Here is an 18,639-nt window from a genome sequence, read left to right on the forward strand (position 1 = left end):
CAATTATTTTTTTTCTACTAATCGAACTTGAAGAGCTTCCATACGCAATGATTTGCCAACAGTACCAGCAGTTGCGCCGTTTGAAACATATTTTTGCCAGCCATAGTTACGTCCATGAACACGATACTGAACATCGTATCGTTTAGCTAATTCACCCGTCAATTTGATTTGGATAGCTTCCATTTGACGAACTTGCCCAACAGTTCCTGCTACGGCGCCATTTGAAACGAATTTTTGCCAGCCAATGTTTCTAACGTGTGCACGGTATTTGATACCACCTGCAACTGACTTAGCCGATTTAGGCATTTCAACGTCTGATAATGTTAATTTTACAGCTTCCATTTGTAAAGATTTTCCAGTTGTCCCAATCACTTTATTGGCTCCAACAGGTTTCATCCAGCCTTTATTACTAACATGAGCTGATCCTCTGAATGTTGGTACTACTTTTTGAGCGTTCTCTAATTGTTTTTGCAATGCAGCTTTAGTATCCGTATCACGGATTTGTTCAATGGTTTTCGCTGCTTTGGCAAAGTCTTTTCCTTTGATTTGTGCTTCTGCCAACTCAATCAGTAGCTTATCGTGAACAAGGTTATCTGTTTTTACGAGTGCCTTAACTTCCTTTTCAACTGCAGCTTTTGTTGTTAATTTAGAGATTTTTTCTTTTGCTGCTGCTTTTTCTTCAACAGATAAGTTTTCTAAAGCATCGATTTGTTTATTCGCATCAGCTTTCGCATCCGTCAATGCAATACTATCATTAAGTTTCTTTTGGTATTGTTTACGAGTAGCATCTGATTTTAATTGGTTGATTACTTTTTGAGCCTCTACATAAGAGCCAGAAGCAATCAATGAGTCAACGTCATTTGTCTTTTCTTTATCAAAGATACGGATATCTTCTGCTTTTGCGGATTCATAAATTTTTACTGCCGCAGCTTTATCTTTAGTAACTTCAACTTCTTTTTGATAGGCCTCTTTTTGTCTTTGAGATAAACTTAAAAGACCATCAATCGCCTTTTTAATTACAGTTTTATAATTATCTGCTGCATTTGATATCTCACGGTCTAGGCATAGCTGAGCAATTTTTTTACTTAATGTAGTAACCTCATCTACAGATTTGCAATCAAACGTTTGTGAGATAAATTGTTTTTTCTCTGCGTCCGTTAATTCTTTGTAATTTTTAATCTTGTTAATGAGCGTGTTTTTTTCTTTATCTAATTCAAATTTGTCTTGTTCAATTTGCTTATTCGCCGCACTGGCTTTGTTAAATACGTCATCCACTTCGTCTCTATCTGTAGCTAAATTGATTTCTGCTTTATAGCCATTTTTTTCTTCTTTGGATAAAAATTCTAGTGTATCGATTTCGGCTTTTTTATCCTCTTTATATTGTTCTAACTCTTTGGCTAATTCATTTGCTGATGCATTGCCTTTATCTAATTCTTTGGCTTGATCTAATGCATCAGTAATTTGTTGTACTGTAGTTGCCTTATCAATATCTTTAAATGCCACTGTTTTTTCAGCTGCAGTTAGATTTTCCAATTTATTTATAACTTCCTTAGCTAAACCTTTGGCATCTGCTAGATCAGCATCATCGATCGCGCCAACTCCAGCTTTGTAATCAGCATAGATTGCATCATTCAAAATTGCTGTGATTGCAGCTGAACTTTCTGCTTTATCAATACTATCAATAAAAGGTTTTTGCTCTTCCTCTGACAAATAGTTAAACTTTTTGATTTTTGATTTTGCCGTTTCTTTTTCGTTGTTTAATTGAACGGTCGCATCTTCTGTTTTAGCACTAGCAAATTGCTCTGCTACCTCAGCTATGTTGATTGCTTTGTCTACATTCTCTATCAGTGTTATTTTGGCGTCTTTTGATAAATGTTTCAATGCGTTAATCTCTTTGATTGCTTGCTCTTTAGCAGCTTTTAGCTCTGCTTCATTTTTTTCTTTCCATTCACGTGCAGCGTTTTGTGCTTCGACCACTATTTTTGCTATTTCTGTTGTATCATTCGTTAATCGAATAGATTCTAAATAATGATTTTTTTGAACCTCATCTAATTCTAGCTTATCGACTAAATCCTTCGCTACTTGTTGTGCTTTTCCAGTATCTTGCTCTTTTTCAATGTCTTTAACGGCAATAAGCGCCTTCCACTCTGATTGTACTACACTCAGTTCTTCTAGCGTCTTACTAGCTTCTACACGAGTAGTGAATTTTCTCACTTCTGCATCTGTAATCAACTCATTTGCTTTTTTATCATTCAAAATAGTTGTTTTTAAAGCTGTTTTTTCCGTTTTTAGTTGTGATGCAAGAGCACCTTCTAGAACGTCCTTCACTTCTTTGGCAATAACCGATTCTAGCGAGATTAATTTACTTAGTGTTTCAGCGTTGGTTTCTTTTCCTACACCGTTGATCATCGCTATTAATTCATCATGTTTTGTTGAATCAACTTCTTTAATTTCTGCTACTTTCGTTTTTAACTCAGCAATTTTCCCTGTTATTTCCTCACTTAAAAGAGTAGTATTTTCAGCTGTTGCCTTTGCTACAATAGCGTCAATCTCCACTTTTGTTTCTACCGCATCAATTCCTTTATTATAGTTATACTTTTGTAGTTCTGAAAGGTACGTTAGATTGTTTATAACTGCTTTTTGTTCTATTTTGTATTGTGGAATGTTCGCAAGTGCAGTGTCTTCTGCAATCGCTTGTTCCATAATTTCATTTGCAGCTACTTTGATTTCTTCTAATTGTGTGTCAAAACTTGCTTTAGCTGTCGCATAATTTTCATCCACTACTACTTTTTCATATGTTTTTATTAATGCATCAAACCCAAGTGCTGTAATCTTGTTGATATATGTTGTTTTCGTCCCATCAGATAAGAAACTCAATGCATTGATTTTACTCGCATATTCCTCTTTTTCATTCGCAACCGACTGAACTACATCAGCTTGGCGTGCCTCTTTAAGCGCGATTTTAATTCCGCTATCGTTCGTAGCATCCTTAACCGCTTTGATAAATTGGTCTTTCACCTCTTTTGTTAGTGAAACTAATACTAAAATATTGGTTTCAGCCTCTGCTTTTAGTGCCTCTAAATCATTAGTAGATACCGCTCTTGCTTGCTCTGCTTTAAGAGTTGTATCAGTATCTGTTACCGCTAATGCAGCTACAGGACTAAGTGCATTAATCAATAATCCAAATACGACAGGAGCTACTACCCATTGTTTCTTTCTCTTATACATCTTGTAAATTTTTTTTGTGTTACTTTCAAGACTTAAATCATCTTTTCTGACATTTTTGTTACTCTTCATGAATCCTTACCCCCATAATAATTTTTTTAAATACCACTTTGAATTAATTCTCACTCAAAGTAAAATAATGGACACAGCCAAAAAAATCCATATAATAAAGTACATAGGCTATTAGATTAAGCCGTATCCAAGTTGTTTTCCATTTCTTCTTTTTTGAAGGAACAAGAATTGGCTTTTTATTATGGGTTCCATGCGCTTTATAATTTGTTTGACGGCTCAGTTGACGGTTATAGATCGATATTCTAGGGCAATATAAAAACCACTTGAGGGCATCAAGTGGCTTCTAATCAATTTTTGAGCATGAGCAACTAAGTTAAAGGGTAGATATTTTTTCTATTGCTTGTCGCTCATCTTTCATAAATGAATTGGTGTATACATCTAACGTCATTTTTGTTGATGTATGTCCTAGCATTGAACTGATTGTCGCAATGTTCACACTTAACTCTAAACAACGAGTTGCAAATGTATGTCGCAAAGCATGGAAAGGCAATTGTGCTATTTGAAGTTGGTCCAACAGTTTTTTAAACCGATACGTGATCGTTCGTGGTTCTGTACAAGATTCTGCTAACCCTACAACATACAAACTTTCTGATGTTTGTTTGATTTTACTTAAATAAGCTTCTAGTTGCTTTGACAAGGGTAAGATTCTCTCTGATTGGAATGTCTTCGGCGTTCCTTCGATAATAGCCGTTTTGCCTTTATCCACCTGCAAACGTTGCAGCGTTCGCTTAATGTGGATTGTTTTTTCTGAAAAGTCTATATCTGTCCAGCGTAATGCACTGATTTCTCCTATTCGCATACCGGTTTCCAAGGCCAGTATAATAGGTAAATATCTTTCGTCTTTTCTAGCGGCTTCTTTGATCTTTTTTTGTTGTTCAATAGAAAAAGCACGGACTCTTTGCTTTTCTAATTTAGGTAAATCAATATTTAGAGTGGGATTCTTTTTTAGCAAATCCTGTCGCTCCGCTTGAGTTAACGCAGTTTTTAACACGCGATGAACGGCATGTACAGAGCTTGGTGATAGCGTTAAGCTCAATTGTAAAATCCATTGATTGATGTCTGCGGGCACTAATTCATGCAGGCGAATATTCCCAATGGTTGGGGTAATATGCAGTTGAACTTTACTTTTATAACTATTGTACGTACTTAGTTTAACTTTGGGTTTAGCAATTGTATCAAGCCATACTTCTAGCCACTCAGTCAGCGTTCCAGCATAGTAGGATTGGAACGCTATATCTCTTAAGGAGTCCGCTTTTAACAACATTAGCTTATGCTTCACTTCTAAATATTTTCTGGAGTAAATGTAACCATAACGAATTTTCCCATCTGTTTTTCGTTCTTTTATATACCGGCCTTCCCATCGGCCATCTTTTCTCTTATAGATATTTTCCCCTCTTTTTGCCATGGCAGTCCCTCTCTCATTTTTTATTTGTGACGGCGCATTTGACGGCGTTGAAACTGAAGCACTGAAACGTTGATTTTCCAGTATTTTTCCAACTAAATAGACGCTTTCACACTTTGTAAGGGAGAATTTTTTGTTCATAAACGATCAAAGGAACTGAGCCTGTTCTTTGATAAACTGTTTTTTTACCTTTGATAAAATAACATTATGAACGTTTTTTTAATAACAATAAGAGATAAAGACTTTTTTTATAAAACCAATTACACCAATACCTATTGACATTGAACATACTTAAATAGTACAATACTAGGTGTTGAATGAGTAAAGCTGTTTCTACAACCAACATTTTTATTCATCAAAATTTCATTTTCTCATTTCTTGTTCCTTCAAAGAACAAGAAAATCTCCAATGAGTGTTATCTCTAAACTAGACGTGATCAAACCACATACATCTATTGTTCATTTGTCACTTTTCATAGCTGAATAGCTACTCCCCCTGTACCACACAAAATAATTCTTATTCAAAACTTTTTAACCAACACAAATTCCACCTAATTATTTAATTATCACTCACCTTTTTTACGATTTCTTTTGAGGATCCCTTTATGACCCTTAAATTAAACTATCTAACATGATATACAAAATTATGATTATGAATGTTATTAATTACAATGTTATCGTATTCACACCAAATATACCAACTATTTTTTACTTTTTTACTAAAAAAGTAAAAAAACAGTCTATTCTTTTACATATTCAATTTAGTTTTCAACACAAAAAATGGACCAAAACGTCTCTCGTTTTGGTCCATTCTCTTGCTTTTCACTACAATTTTCTATACTTTAAATGTTGGATTATTTTGTATGACTTCTTGATACCAGGTAAATGATTTTTTCTTTTTCCGTTCTAAGGTTCCTGTCTGATCGTCATTTTTATCTACATAGATAAAGCCATAACGTTTTTTCATTTCACCAGTTGTTGCACTAACTAAATCAATGGGTCCCCACATTAAATACCCAAAGCACTCAACATAATCTTCGACGATTGCTTTTTCCATTTGCTCTAAATGTTTTTGTACATATTCGATGCGATAATCGTCTTGAATAGTGCCATCTGCCTCCAACTGATCAACTGCTCCTAATCCATTTTCAGTGATAATGATCGGCAAGCCATATCGTCTATAAATATAGTTCAATAGATATCTCAATCCAGTCGGATCAATTGCCCAGCCCCATTTGCTTTGCTCTAAATAAGGATTTTGGACACCACCGAATAAGGTTTCTTCATTGTCATCATCCCCCTCATAATGAGCCACACTAGAGGAGTAATAATTCAACCCAATGAAATCTAATTTTCCTTCTTTAAAAGCTAATTGGTCTTCTTTTGAAACAGTTAAATCGATTCCTTGCACTTGATATTCTTTCAGTTTATACTCAGGGAATTTCCCCATACACATAGCATCGATCTGATAGAATTCGCGGTCTGTCTCTTTCAATGAATTCATGACATTTTGCGGATCACAATTTAAAGGATAAGCAGGTGTCAAACCAAATACACAACCAACCTGATTAGTAGGATCGATCGTGCGTGCTAATTTAACAGCCTTAACACTGGCTAATGTCATATTATAGCTGATTGTTGCAAGTGTTTGTTTTTTATTGTCCATTTCCGTATACTTTAGTCCTGCAATAATGTAAGTAAAAATGTCTGAAGCTTCTGTCTGTGGATCAATATGATTCATTTCATTGAAAGTAACCCAGTAACGGACCTTACCTTTTAAGGCTTCAAACATCGTTTGACAATAATTTAAATAAAACTCGATCACTTTTGGATTCGTCCATGAACCATATTCTCTAACCAGGTGAACTGGCATCTCGAAATGATATAACGTCACAATCGGCTCAATGTCATTTTGTAATAACTCATCAACAACCTTTTGATAAAACTGAATCCCCAATTGATTTGGCGTTTCTTCATCGCCCTTAGGATAAATTCTTGACCAATCAATTGAAATACGTAACGCTTTAAACCCCATTTCAGCAAACAATGCAATATCTTCTTTGTATTTATGATAGAAATCGATGCCGTCATGAGAAGGATAATATTTCCCTGATTCAATCGTTTTGCAAATTTCTCGTGGAACTTCATGAGAGCCTTGTGTAACAAGATCCATGATTGCTACACCTTTTCCATCTTGGTCAAAAGCCCCTTCACATTGGTGAGCAGCAATACTGCCTCCCCATAAAAATTCGTTTTTATTCATTCTAAACCCTCCTTGATTCCTTAGTAACATTAGACCAGAAAGAGGCTGAGTAAATCCCAATCCCCTTTCTAGTAATTCTTCTATAAAATAACCGTTAAACATTCATCTCCAACAGTTACATCTTCTTGTACTGCTGGAATCACATCTAGATAATCCATTGTATTCGTAACGACCACAATAACAGTTGGATCATAACCGTCTTTTTGAATTCCTTCAAAATCAACAGTAGATAACAATTGTCCTTTTTCGATAATCGCGCCTTGCTCTACGATCGTATCAAAGTGTTTGCCGTCCAATTCTACAGTATCAATCCCAATATGGATCAACACTTCAACGCCTTCTTCTGTTTTAATCCCAATTGCATGTTTTGTTGGGAAAACAGCTGAGACTTCACCAGAAACAGGTGCAACAATTTTATTGTCTGTTGGAATGATTCCTAGTCCTTTACCTAATGCCCCGGTTGAAAATGCTTGATCGTTGATTTCAGCTAACGGCACTGCTTTTCCTTCAACGACAGAGTTTAAAGGAACTTTTTTTAATTCACTCTTCTTTTCACTCGTTGCTTCTTTTGATGTTTCTTTTGGCTGAGCTGCTTTTTCATCTTGAGGAATCCCTAAAATATAAGCTGCAACTGCCGCTGTAACAAAACCGATTACAACACTAATGACCATAAAAATTAAGTTAGAAAAATCTTGGTTGTCGGCATACGATGGCAAGCCCATCAATCCCCAAACAATGGAATATGTTTTAACGTTCATTAACCCTGCAAACAACCCACCAAGACCACCACCGATCATAACAGCGATGAACGGTCTTCTAAATTTAATAAATGCACCATAAATAGCAGGTTCTGTCACACCCATCAACGCACTGAAGCTGACTGTCCCAAATAATTGTTTTTGTTTAGAATCTTTCGCTCTTAAAAAGTATCCTAGCATTGCGCCAGATACAGCTAAATCAGAAATTGTAGCTGCTGCTAAGAAAATTGGATCATACCCCATTTTATTCACAAAGTTCAATGCTAACGGCATCATAAAGTTCCCAGCTCCCAACATGATCAAGAATGGTTGGAATGCTGCATAGAGCATCACTACGATCCAACTACCAAAAGTATTATGCAGGACTTCAAAGAACCACCCAATACCGTCACCGATCCAAATACCGATTGGACCAAAAATCAACAATGTCACGGGTAAACAAATCACCATGATCAATAATGGGTTTAAAAAATACTGTAAAAACTTAGGTACATATTTATTTAGCAATACAGTTAATTGCCCCATAAACCATACCGCTAAAATAATTGGAATAAATGAGTTCGCATAAACCATTTGTGGTAGCTGAATACCAAAAATACTTAAACCAGCTACATCATTGATTGACGTTGATACAAGCGTTGCAGCTAGTGCCACTGCTAGATAAGGACTAGCTTTTAAACGCTTTGCACAAGACATCGCAATAAATATTGGTAAAAAGAAGAAGACGGCTGAACGAATCGAATCTAACAATTGATACGTTGGACTATCTGCAGAAATTAGCCCTGTAATTGAAAATAACGATAAAAATCCAGCAAGTAATCCAGAAGCAATAATCGGTTCGATTACCGGTGTCATGGTTTCAGAAAGTAAATCCATTGCTGCTTTCAAAGGATTTTTCTTCTCTTTTACTTCCGTTTCCTCATCTGTACTAGATGCTAATCCGAGCATACTGATTAATTCAGCGTGCACTTCATTGACATGTGTCCCAATAATCACTTGATAGGCCACATTATTGGAAACAACATCGATCACACCATCAAGTGCTTTCAATTCTTCTGTGTTCGCTTTTTCGCGGTCCTTCAAGGTAAAGCGCAAGCGAGTCATACAATGTACCACTGCTTGGATATTTTCTTTTCCGCCCACTAGACGGATGATTTCTTCATTAAATGATTGATAGTTCATTTTTCTTATGTCCTCTCTTTTTGACTCCGATTCGTCACTCGATGAATATGGAGCATAAGATAGGTTTCTTCATCGATCGTTAGATCACAGGCGTACTTTTGCTTAATGTAGACTCTGATTTTCTGCACACATTCAAACGAACCTGCATACATTGATTTTATTTGTTCATTTAAAATCGTGTCGCTTTCTTCATAACTATTTTTAGTCATGATTCGTTGAATAAAGTATTGCAGATGGGTCATCAGTCTCATATAATTCATAGAACCTTCGTCTAATTTGAGTTGAAAATGGTACTGAATGATCGATAAGATATCTCTTAGACTTTCCATTGAGCGGATCGTTTCGTCCAAATTGTTCTTATCCTCTTGCAGATTGACAAAGTGTAAGGCAATTGAAATGGCTTCGTCTTCTGGAAACGTTAGTTGAAATTGTTCATTGATCAAGTTCAATGCATACATGCCAATGTCAAAATGTTGCGGATAAAATTTCTTTACTTCCCAAGTTAATGGGCTGCGGATAAATTGTCCTTTGGCTGCACGTTTCAATGCAAATTCAATATGATCCAGTAAGGTCAAACTGAGGTAATCATTTGATTTTTCACCCAACATTTCTTCTCCGTAAGCAATGATTTGATTGACTAAAGTAATATGATTGGCGTCAGAATGGGACAACAAATAACTAAAATGCTCCAGCATATCATTAGAATCTAGAACATAGGTCTTTTCGATTTCATTTTCGTAAATGACCTGTCCAACTTTTTTTCTAAAGGTCAACCCTTTAGCATAGACAATGACCTCATTATCTCCTCGACTTACGATTGCTACGTTGTTGTTTAAAATTTGACTTACTTTCACTTGTTTTACTCCTTTCCAGAAAAAAAACTCAAACTACCCAGGAAAGGACATTCCTAGGTAATCTGAGTTCTGCCTGCATAAATTCAGTAACATACTCTATAAAATGACTGCTTCGTCATTAACGTTTTTTTTCTTGCTTTCAGTATAAGCCATTCAATTGAAATAAGCAACGCTTACATGACTATATTTCGGGATTATTTACTTAATCTATGTTCGCGCCATTTGTTTCAATCACTTTTTTATACCAATAGTAAGAATCTTTTTTCGAACGAGCCAATGTTCCTTTTCCTTCATCGTCTAAATCAACATAGATAAAGCCATAACGTTTGGACATTTCACTGGTGCTTGCACTGACTAAATCGATACAGCCCCATGGTGTATACCCCATCAACTCTACTCCTTCGTCAATTGCTTGTTCCATCTGTTCAATATGACTTCTTAAATAGTCGATTCGATAACTATCATGGATACTTCCATCTGCTTCAACAACATCTTTTGCGCCTAATCCATTTTCTACAATAAACAACGGTATTTGGTAACGATCATATAATTTATGCAATGTCACTCGAAGTCCCACTGGATCAATCTGCCAGCCCCAATCACTTGCGTTTAGATAAGGATTTTTCTTGGAAGAAAGTAAGTTTCCACTTGTTGTGTCTCCCTCTTTTTCATGTGATGCGATACTACTCATATAATAGCTAAAGGACATAAAGTCAACGGTACCTTCACGTAAAACTTGATCATCTCCCGCTTCTTTTTGGATCGTAATAGAATGATCACGGAAAAACTTGTTCATATAACGTGGATAGTCTCCACGAATTTGAACATCTGAATAAAACAAGTTATTGTGATCACTATTGATACTTTCCATGACATCTAGCGGATTACAGGTTTCTGGATAAGCTTCCATGCGAGCTAACATACAGCCGATTTGAGCATCTGGAATAATCTCATGACAGGCTTTGACTGCTAAGGCACTCGCAATAAATTGATGGTGCGCTGCTTGGTATTGCGCTTGAAGCATATTTTTTTCCCCATCCGCTAAAATACCACCGCTTAGATATCCGGTCATCCCGATGATATTGATTTCGTTAAAGGTTAACCAGTATTTCACTTTATCTTTATAGCGATTAAACAGAACACGAGCATAACGTTCAAATGCCGCAATCGTCTCACGACTCTCCCAGCCATTTTGTTTAAGGGCTAACCCTAAAGGAAACTCATAATGAGAAATCGTCACTAAAGGTTCAATATTGTATTTCAAACATTCATCGAACACTGCATCATAAAAGGCTAAACCTGCTTCATTTGGCTCCAACTCATCACCGTTTGGAAAGATACGCGGCCAAGAAATCGACAGACGGAACGTTTTAAAACCCATTCCTGCAAATAATGCGATATCTTCTTTGTATCTGTGATAAAAATCGATGCCGTGACGTTTAGGATAAACCCCTTCTTTGTCCTTCATCGCAAATTCAACATCTGCTTTTGTTGTTGGTTTTAATAGCTCTGCCATGCTAATACCATTTTCCTTGATAAAACGTGCTGTATCCGCTGTTGACCAGCCTTTACCGTCTTCTAAAAACGCCCCTTCAAATTGATTTGCTGCAGTTGCGCCACCCCATAAAAAATTTTGTGGAAATCCGCTCATATTTCCCATCCTCTCAGTCATTGATTTAGTGTATAATTGACTTATTAAACTTATCTTAACATGAGAAAATGCAAAGGTATTTTTATCTTTCTTGCATGATTTTCATTATTTTTGTTCATTTTCATCTTTATGAAAATGAAGTACTTTAAAGGAGTTTTTTTATGCTAGACCTATTCGATTTTCTCCATTATTTAAATACAACCAAACGAGATGCGACGTATTCACGCATCATCATTTACCTCTTTTCACATCTCAATGAAATTCGATCATTGACGATTACTGAAATTGCCGAACGCTGCTTTGTTTCCCCTGCAACGCTAACACGATTCTGCCGTCATTTTGGTGTCTCCAGCTTTGCTTCTTTACGGGAATCATTAGTTTCTTTAGGAACGATGAAAAAGCACAGTGGTTTACGTATGAAAGAACAAGAATTAACTGATCTAAAAAATGATCCTAAGGGCTATCTTACTTCATATAGTGCTGAGATTATCACAGCCATAAATGATGTTCTACAAACACTCGATATTGCACAAGTCGATCAAATTTTAGCAGATATCCACGAAGCAGAGGAAGTTGTTCTTATTGGATATAGCTCCACAATGGAACTAGCAAAAGAGTTGCAAACTTCTTTTCTGCTAAGTCAAAAGCTGATTTTTGTAGGTGAAACAGAAGAAACCCAAGAAGCCTTCGTAACAGAGCTCAGCGAAAAATCAATCGTGATCGTCATTTCATCGTATGGCTCATTACTTAATCGCAGCAGTGAACTAATGAGGAAAATCAGTGATAGTCCAGCCAAATCAATTCTTTTAACACAACATACACAAAATACGTTGACCAATCAATTTGATCTGTCCGTTAACGTGACCACGACAAATTATGTACGTATTGGTAATTATCCACTAACATTTTTTCTGGATTACTTTGCACGACGATATGCAAGTTTGTATCAACCAATATAGCGATGATCATGTGACTATTCACTAAAAAAAGGAGAACAAAATGGGCTTATTTAACTTTTTTAAACAGAAAGAACCGAAAGGGGTAGTTGATTTAGATAAGGAACTAGCTAAAATTATTGCAATTTATGCGTCATATCCTGAATTTCCAGTGATGTCAGAAAATCGGAACGTTGATGACTGGCTAAAATCAATTGCGAATGGCACAAGTAACCTCGTACCCAGGGAAAGCATGATTCGTAATGAAGATAGTTTACTTCCGGGGGAAGTGATCTTACTTGATTGGCTCAATGAGAAAGAGTCAACTATTATCGATTTTCCAGATTTTTTTGAAATGGAGCTTGGAATTGATCCTGTTGCAAGTACCAATGAGTTATTGTTTGCCGATTATCTAACTATTGTAAACGATACCTCGGTTATTGATTACTGGTCTTTAGGTCAATTAAATAGCGTTTTTGAAGATAATGGACTAAATACATGTACGACTAAAGAAGAAGCAATTAAATTGCTGAAAACAGAATTCACTACGGATTATATTGTCAATATGGTCGATCCTGGTATTTATATTTTGATGAAAAAAGGACAAATGATTGTTGAAAAATATGCGGCGCTCATTCATTACTATTTAGATACACCGCCAGAATAGAAAAAGAAGCTAGGTAACAATCGCTGTTATGCCTAGCTTCTTTTTTGTTTTTCTAGCTATCCTATTCCCACGGCCCCCATTGTTCTGTTCCTGGTACATTTCCTTGTGTCCGCTATTTTGCTTTATAGGTTTTGCCTTGATACGTCACAACGTCTCCACCGTTGTATGCTTTTGCTACATCCCATGCGTTAGTTACAAGAGATGTTGTACTTTCTTTTGTTTTCACTGCACCCGTTCCAACCAAGATGCCATCACGGTATATCTTATCCCCCACAAAAGGTAGTACTGTTTTCGGTAACAATTTCTGTCATTGTCGGAGTAGTTGCTTCTGTCCACCATTTATTCAATTTCTATGTTTAGCTTACAAAGGAATGTTCTAAGCATTTTTCTGGTTATTTGTCTATTTTAATAAAGGGTAGCGCACCATCCGTATAAATTTCATCCCCACCACCGTTACGGCCATGATAACTTGTTGTAAAGTGTTCTACTATTTCAATCGATACGGCTTCAGTCGATTGTTTAAATGTCTCTAAGACAAAGTCTCGTTCTTGATCCACATCTGAATTGATTTTATGTGTCACTTGGCCTGTAAAAAAGGAAAAGCCAACTTTTTTATCGTACGTTGCAGCACCGAGCCAACCAGCTTCTCTTCCTCCAGGTAAATACCAGTTATCTGGTGTTTTCCAAAAACGGACATGATGTCTCCGTCTTGGATTATTGTTGATTTCTTTTTCAAATGCTAGATCCTGTTTCTTATTGAATAAGAATAAGGAACTGACTGGCGCGCTAGGATAAGATTGACCAAACACGCTTGCCGTGACCATGTTTACACTTGAACGTAAGGACAAAGGTTCTGCTTTTGTCCATCCAGCACTTAAAAAGAGTTGTTCCAATTCCGCTGGTGATCCTGTAAAAGCAAGATTGATAGGATCACCAAGCAATCCATCACTGGTTCTAGAACGACCGATGAAATAATCAGGCAGATAGCGCCCGGTCATTAATTTATTGATAAAAGGAATCACTAGATAGGAGCTAAACAGCCACAAAATAATGTATAGAAAGAGATGAATTTTTCTTGTTAAAATTTCTGAGAATAATGACTTATAAACTAAATACCCTATTACAACAATAAAAATAAAGCGAACTAATCTAAAAATACTGTTCAGCAATGTTTGTTTTTTCATATAAACCTCCTACTTAAAATGACTATTGTACTTTTGTCTCTGGATCATATGGAACATATTGACTATAAACTTCAAATACATCGTTCACAATACTACCATAGGAACCTACATCCATCGTTCCTAGATCAGCACTTGTTTCTGCCGTATTATTCATGACTTTTTCTTGGTATTTCACACCCGTGATGACAGCTCCTGTTTTGAGGTTTTTATAAAATTTAGTCATTTTGCTTCATCCTTTCTTAGATAAAGTCCAGTTACTTAATTATACTCACATCTCAAATAAAGTCGCCTAATAACATTTCGCTCCTAAAAAAAAAACGACTGAGACATCACTCTTAGAGTCATGTCTCAGTCTCAGCTGAAAACAGGATAAATGACAGGAAGAAGCATTTCTTTAGAAATAGACTGCTGTCCCAATTTTTACTTTTGAAGCTTTCTAGAATACTAATGAAGGAACTATTTTGCTTAGTACCAACCGTTAGCCATCCAGAATGCTTGTGCTGCTTCCCATGAGCCATAACGTCCAGCCACATAACTATCTGCTACACTTTCTTGATTGGCTTCAGAGTAATCTCCATTTAAGTAAGAAGCATCTAATTGATACCTACCAATGTATCGACCATTTGTAGCACTGTAAGAACCACTAGATTCTTTTTGTGCGATCCATTCTTTTGCAGATGAAGTAGTCGCAGTTGTTGCTGGTACTGCTGATGCTTCTTCTACAACTGGTGCTGCTTGCTCTTGCGTTTCTTGCACAGGAGCTACTGCTTCTTGTTGGGCTGGCGCTGGTGCTGCTTCATCAGCAGTGCGGATCGTTAACTGTTCTCCCTCAAAGATCATATTTATATTAGAAATATTATTATCTTTTGCAATTAAATCGATCAGGCTATTGTCTCCATTAAATTGGTGAGAGATCGTAGATAATGTATCACCAGTTTTTACTGTATATAAGCTATCAGCGTGCGCGTCAGTCGTTCCCATAAAAATGCCAAATCCTGCAGTCAAAGTTGTTGCTAATAAAATCGTTTTAAGTGATTTCATGTTGTTTCTCCTTTGTAAAAAGTATTTTCGTCGTTTATTTATCGACTTTGCATACTTTAACATCTAAAAATATTTCATAGGTGAACATATAGTGACAATTCGTTACGAGTGTTTTCATTACGTAACAGTCTGTAAAAAACATTCAGAAAAACACTTGTTCGTACTGGATTTGCGTTTCATTTATAGAATGTAAAAAATCATGTTTTTTTCTGAAATTTTCTTCTTTTTCATTTTATAACAATCGTAATGTTACAAAAAAATAGAATTGTTACAGCCTTTCTACTCAAATTTTCTTTGCATAATGTTTTTCTCTAACAAAATTGATCGACAAAAAAACAGAAACACATCTAGCTTCCTAGTGTTTCTGCTTTCTCATTTACGATCATGTATTGAGTTCTTTTTGTTCAATCACTGACTCTAATAATCTATTTTCAGTTTGAATGATATCAAAAAAGGCACTGATTTTCTGTAATTGTTCATAGTCTATTTGATATAACTTTACCCTAGGCTTCAAAAATAAGAAACCTGGACGAATTTTAACCCGTTCATTGATTAGATGGCATTGTTCCATCATTGACCGTAAATCCATTTCGGAAACACTGTTTTTGATTTTTTCAATACGAGCTCGTTCATACACCCATTGATCTTTGGTTACGGTCATTTTTTCAGTGGTTGTTACTAATTGTCGATTCAAGCGCCATGATTGCTCAATAAACTTCGCTTTTTTATAGAGATCATCATACTGAATCAGATCAATATAAACAGGTTTATACCAATCTTCTTCATCAATTGACGTTTTCTGATGCTTCTTGAACCGTTTTAATCCACTAACGAGTAAGCTGTTTTCTATGGCGAGCAGCTCGTACTCTAATTTTTCTTTTGCTACCCGCACACGTTCCTTTGACGCTTTCTCTCGCTTTAAACTTTCTTTTAAAAAGCGGACTTCATTTTCTTCTGAACGAACAATAGGCATTTGTTCAATTTCAACTTTCGGTTCAAGTTCAAGTATTTTCTCATTTTTCGATTCTTCTTCATCTAAAAATGAGTAAGTAGGCTCTACTTTTTTTTCAACTGTTTCTTCTATAGACACTTCTACGGGAAAACTAAGTGTTTCATCAGAAAAAGGGGCTTCTTCTTCTCTAAAAATAGATAAAAGTTTTGCCTCCAAAATGCTGCTGACAGACTCACCTGTTGAATACCCCATCTGCTTTAAGCTAGCAGAAACCATAAATTGGATTGGTTCCTCCTTCGAGCTAAACGCAACAGGTATCAATTCACAAAAATATGTACTAAAAATACCATCGACCTCTTCGACTAGTTTCGTCCATACAAACTGTGGGAAAAGTTCCTTCAATTCTTCCAGTAAAACCTCCCAATTTAATTGAGCCTGAAAAAATTGAATTTCTACATGTTTTTTAATAGACGAAGAAATGACTTTTCGGGAAACTTCATCGTTCTCCCGAAAAGTAAGAAGCTCACCTGTTGAACGTTCATAGAGTGTTTCACACGCTTCAACAATTTCTTCCGTGTTATCTTTTTGATAGAGAACGGTTCCCGCAGTGAATGGGATTGCTTGTTGATGAAAAAACACATCGAAATAATCATTCATTAAACCGTTCTCCTCTCTTGTTTTTTATGATTGAAGATCATAAACTGGCGCTAGGATAAGCTGCTGCCCTTCAGTTAAGAAATACTGATCTAGATCGTTCCACTCTTTTAACGACCAAACTGAAATACCAGTTTTTTTAGAAATACTTGCTAGAGTATCTCCTTTTTTCACTTCATACGTTTCTTTTGTCTTCTTACGCGTTGCGCTTACTTTATACTCTTTTGCTTCTTTTTTAGTCGTTGCTTCTTTTTTAGCCGATGAAGTTGTTTTGGCTGCTTTTTTTACGTTTGTTTGACTCGTTTCTTGATCATTAAACGCATTCGATAATTTTTGAACCATATTTAATGAACGATCTACAGCATCTTCTTTCGCTACAGTCGTCACTTTTTCTTCTTGTTTAGGCACACTCAATTTTTGGCCAATAAATAGCATACGTCGATCTAATTGGTTTTTTTCCAAAATAGCCAGCGTAGAAATATTATACAGCTCACTGATTGATTTAAGTGATTCCCCTTTTTTCACGATGTGAGTAAGGTATTCGATATTTTGATCTTTTTTATCTTCTTTCTTCTCTAATTTATCAAAAGAAGTATTCAACGTGATTTTTTTAGCTTTTTTCGTTTTCTTTTTATCTTTTAACGTATCATATTGCGTTAAGTCATATGCATCGATCAAGCCATTCAATTTTGAATTATAGCTAGTATCTGTTGCATAACGTCCAGTTAAAAACTTGGTCGCATCTTTATAGGATTTTGTGTTACTTTTCCAAGTACCACTATAAAATCCACTGCTAGCGTCGGTTCCGCCTCTAAGAAGTTTTACGTAATCCCCTAAAGATTCTTTATAGGATGGATATTTTCTAAAATTAGAACGAATCGTAAACATACTACCAGATCCATTGTCTTCACTGGTCAAGAAATTAGCGCTTGCGCCTTCATAGCTACCTTTGATCCCAAATAAATTGTAGTTTGGTGCTGAAGCTAACGCACTGTTTCCAGAAGCACTTTCCAAAATTGCCTGCGCAATCATTACTGAAGCATATAAATTATTCTCGCCAGCAATTGAGCGGGCATCTTCGCCAATGACTTTTACAAAACTTTTAGTCGTCAGATTAGGACTGATATGAAATACCTGATCTGAACCGCCCGTTGAAGTACCACTGGCAGTATTTCCAGTGACCGTTCCAACGGTAGGATTAGGCATAGGTCTACTTGGTTGCGGAGTTGGTACACTCGGCTGTTGGATCGGTCCTTGAACTGGCAGATTTGGTTTGCTTGGAGCTGGTTTTGGTTTGCTTGGCTTTGGTTTCGGTTTACTTGGTTTTGGTTTAGGCTTTGGCTTACTTGGTTTAGGCTTTGATGGTGCTGTTGTCGTACTCGTTGTACTTGAGTCGGTACTGCTACTTGTTGTACTTGTCGTTGTATCTGTCGTTGACGTATTTGTCTCAGATGTACTTGTTGAGTCTGTTGGCTCTTGAGTAGAACTCGGATCATCCGACGAATTGGACGACTCACTACTCGTTTCTTCAGTCGGATCATCGGTTGAAGAAGTTGTGCTATTTTCGGTAGAAGAACTATATTCTATCTCTTCTATTGTACTTTCTGTTGTTTCATGTTCCTTCGTTGAAGATAAAATTTCTACACTCTCTTCTTCTTCCGATCCTGAAGTTATTTGATCCTCAATTTCTTTGGCAACAACTGGTTGAACATCGCTAACAGAAAGGACAGCACTTGAAGTAAGCAACCCTACACTTAATAATCGTAAATTTTTACTGTTTAGATTTCTTTTTTTCATTTT

Annotated in this window: 13 protein-coding genes and 1 pseudogene; 2 read left to right on the forward strand and 12 right to left on the reverse strand. The window is 36.2% G+C overall.

What is annotated here, in order from left to right; translation table 11 throughout:
• Positions 1–3 precede the first annotated feature (3 nt).
• The 6 genes from BCR22_RS05630 to BCR22_RS05655 all read right to left on the reverse strand — a co-directional run bounded on the left by BCR22_RS05630 (position 4) and on the right by BCR22_RS05655 (position 11,406).
• Complete coding sequence (locus BCR22_RS05630; RefSeq protein WP_069654006.1) at positions 4–3,297, reverse strand: KxYKxGKxW signal peptide domain-containing protein; 3,294 nt, start codon at positions 3,295–3,297, stop codon at positions 4–6.
• Between the two features lie 313 nt (positions 3,298–3,610).
• Positions 3,611–4,702, reverse strand: a complete 1,092-nt coding sequence (locus tag BCR22_RS05635; RefSeq protein ID WP_069654007.1) for a tyrosine-type recombinase/integrase — start codon at positions 4,700–4,702, stop codon at positions 3,611–3,613.
• An 831-nt stretch (positions 4,703–5,533) separates the two neighbouring features.
• Positions 5,534–6,961 carry a family 1 glycosylhydrolase gene (locus BCR22_RS05640; protein WP_069654008.1) on the reverse strand — a complete coding sequence of 476 codons (1,428 nt, stop codon included), beginning with the start codon at positions 6,959–6,961 and terminating at the stop codon, positions 5,534–5,536.
• Positions 6,962–7,041: 80 nt separating this feature from the next.
• Complete coding sequence (locus tag BCR22_RS05645; protein ID WP_069654009.1) at positions 7,042–8,901, reverse strand: beta-glucoside-specific PTS transporter subunit IIABC; 1,860 nt, start codon at positions 8,899–8,901, stop codon at positions 7,042–7,044.
• 5 nt (positions 8,902–8,906) lie between these two features.
• Complete coding sequence (locus BCR22_RS05650) at positions 8,907–9,755, reverse strand: PRD domain-containing protein (RefSeq protein ID WP_069654010.1); 849 nt, start codon at positions 9,753–9,755, stop codon at positions 8,907–8,909.
• A gap of 202 nt (positions 9,756–9,957) precedes the next feature.
• Entirely contained in the window at positions 9,958–11,406 is a 1,449-nt protein-coding gene (locus BCR22_RS05655; protein WP_069654011.1) for a glycoside hydrolase family 1 protein, read from the reverse strand.
• 161 nt (positions 11,407–11,567) lie between these two features.
• On the opposite strand from BCR22_RS05655, the gene BCR22_RS05660 reads away from it, so the two are divergent.
• Both BCR22_RS05660 and BCR22_RS05665 read left to right on the forward strand, forming a co-directional pair.
• Complete coding sequence (locus tag BCR22_RS05660; protein WP_069654012.1) at positions 11,568–12,365, forward strand: MurR/RpiR family transcriptional regulator; 798 nt, start codon at positions 11,568–11,570, stop codon at positions 12,363–12,365.
• A 40-nt stretch (positions 12,366–12,405) separates the two neighbouring features.
• Positions 12,406–13,008 carry a hypothetical protein gene (locus BCR22_RS05665; RefSeq protein ID WP_069654013.1) on the forward strand — a complete coding sequence of 201 codons (603 nt, stop codon included), beginning with the start codon at positions 12,406–12,408 and terminating at the stop codon, positions 13,006–13,008.
• 112 nt (positions 13,009–13,120) lie between these two features.
• Here the strand turns inward: BCR22_RS05665 and BCR22_RS16005 are convergent.
• The 6 genes and pseudogenes from BCR22_RS16005 to BCR22_RS05695 all read right to left on the reverse strand — a co-directional run.
• A pseudogene (locus BCR22_RS16005) lies at positions 13,121–13,201 on the reverse strand (carbohydrate-binding protein); the annotation flags it as partial.
• A gap of 199 nt (positions 13,202–13,400) precedes the next feature.
• Positions 13,401–14,192: an LssY C-terminal domain-containing protein gene (locus tag BCR22_RS05675; RefSeq protein ID WP_069654015.1), complete on the reverse strand. Its 792-nt coding sequence runs from the start codon at positions 14,190–14,192 to the stop codon at positions 13,401–13,403.
• A gap of 22 nt (positions 14,193–14,214) precedes the next feature.
• Positions 14,215–14,415, reverse strand: coding sequence for a hypothetical protein (locus tag BCR22_RS05680; RefSeq protein ID WP_069654016.1), 201 nt, complete (start codon positions 14,413–14,415; stop codon positions 14,215–14,217).
• Positions 14,416–14,657: 242 nt separating this feature from the next.
• The gene (gene apf, locus BCR22_RS05685; protein WP_069654017.1) at positions 14,658–15,233 is read right to left on the reverse strand and encodes an aggregation-promoting factor; all 576 of its coding nucleotides are present in this window, start codon (positions 15,231–15,233) and stop codon (positions 14,658–14,660) included.
• 382 nt (positions 15,234–15,615) lie between these two features.
• Positions 15,616–16,842 (reverse strand): hypothetical protein, encoded by a 1,227-nt coding sequence (locus BCR22_RS05690; protein ID WP_069654018.1) that lies wholly within the window; start codon positions 16,840–16,842, stop codon positions 15,616–15,618.
• Between the two features lie 24 nt (positions 16,843–16,866).
• Positions 16,867–18,636 carry a glucosaminidase domain-containing protein gene (locus tag BCR22_RS05695; RefSeq protein ID WP_069654019.1) on the reverse strand — a complete coding sequence of 590 codons (1,770 nt, stop codon included), beginning with the start codon at positions 18,634–18,636 and terminating at the stop codon, positions 16,867–16,869.
• Positions 18,637–18,639: the final 3 nt, after the last annotated feature.

Origin of the sequence: Enterococcus plantarum (genome assembly GCF_001730295.1) — a bacterium.
GTDB lineage: Bacteria > Bacillota > Bacilli > Lactobacillales > Enterococcaceae > Enterococcus_L > Enterococcus_L plantarum.

Bases quoted from the DNA above. Each gene is read 5' to 3' on its own strand.
- BCR22_RS05665 (WP_069654013.1), top strand. From the start codon at position 12,406: ATGGGCTTATTTAACTTTTTTAAACAGAAAGAACCGAAAGGGGTAGTT.
- BCR22_RS05680 (WP_069654016.1), bottom strand. From the start codon at position 14,415: ATGACTAAATTTTATAAAAACCTCAAAACAGGAGCTGTCATCACGGGT.
- BCR22_RS05630 (WP_069654006.1), bottom strand. From the start codon at position 3,297: ATGAAGAGTAACAAAAATGTCAGAAAAGATGATTTAAGTCTTGAAAGT.
- BCR22_RS05655 (WP_069654011.1), bottom strand. From the start codon at position 11,406: ATGAGCGGATTTCCACAAAATTTTTTATGGGGTGGCGCAACTGCAGCA.
- BCR22_RS05640 (WP_069654008.1), bottom strand. From the start codon at position 6,961: ATGAATAAAAACGAATTTTTATGGGGAGGCAGTATTGCTGCTCACCAA.
- BCR22_RS05645 (WP_069654009.1), bottom strand. From the start codon at position 8,901: ATGAACTATCAATCATTTAATGAAGAAATCATCCGTCTAGTGGGCGGA.
- BCR22_RS05675 (WP_069654015.1), bottom strand. From the start codon at position 14,192: ATGAAAAAACAAACATTGCTGAACAGTATTTTTAGATTAGTTCGCTTT.
- BCR22_RS05695 (WP_069654019.1), bottom strand. From the start codon at position 18,636: ATGAAAAAAAGAAATCTAAACAGTAAAAATTTACGATTATTAAGTGTA.
- BCR22_RS05635 (WP_069654007.1), bottom strand. From the start codon at position 4,702: ATGGCAAAAAGAGGGGAAAATATCTATAAGAGAAAAGATGGCCGATGG.
- BCR22_RS05660 (WP_069654012.1), top strand. From the start codon at position 11,568: ATGCTAGACCTATTCGATTTTCTCCATTATTTAAATACAACCAAACGA.
- BCR22_RS05690 (WP_069654018.1), bottom strand. From the start codon at position 16,842: ATGAATGATTATTTCGATGTGTTTTTTCATCAACAAGCAATCCCATTC.
- apf (WP_069654017.1), bottom strand. From the start codon at position 15,233: ATGAAATCACTTAAAACGATTTTATTAGCAACAACTTTGACTGCAGGA.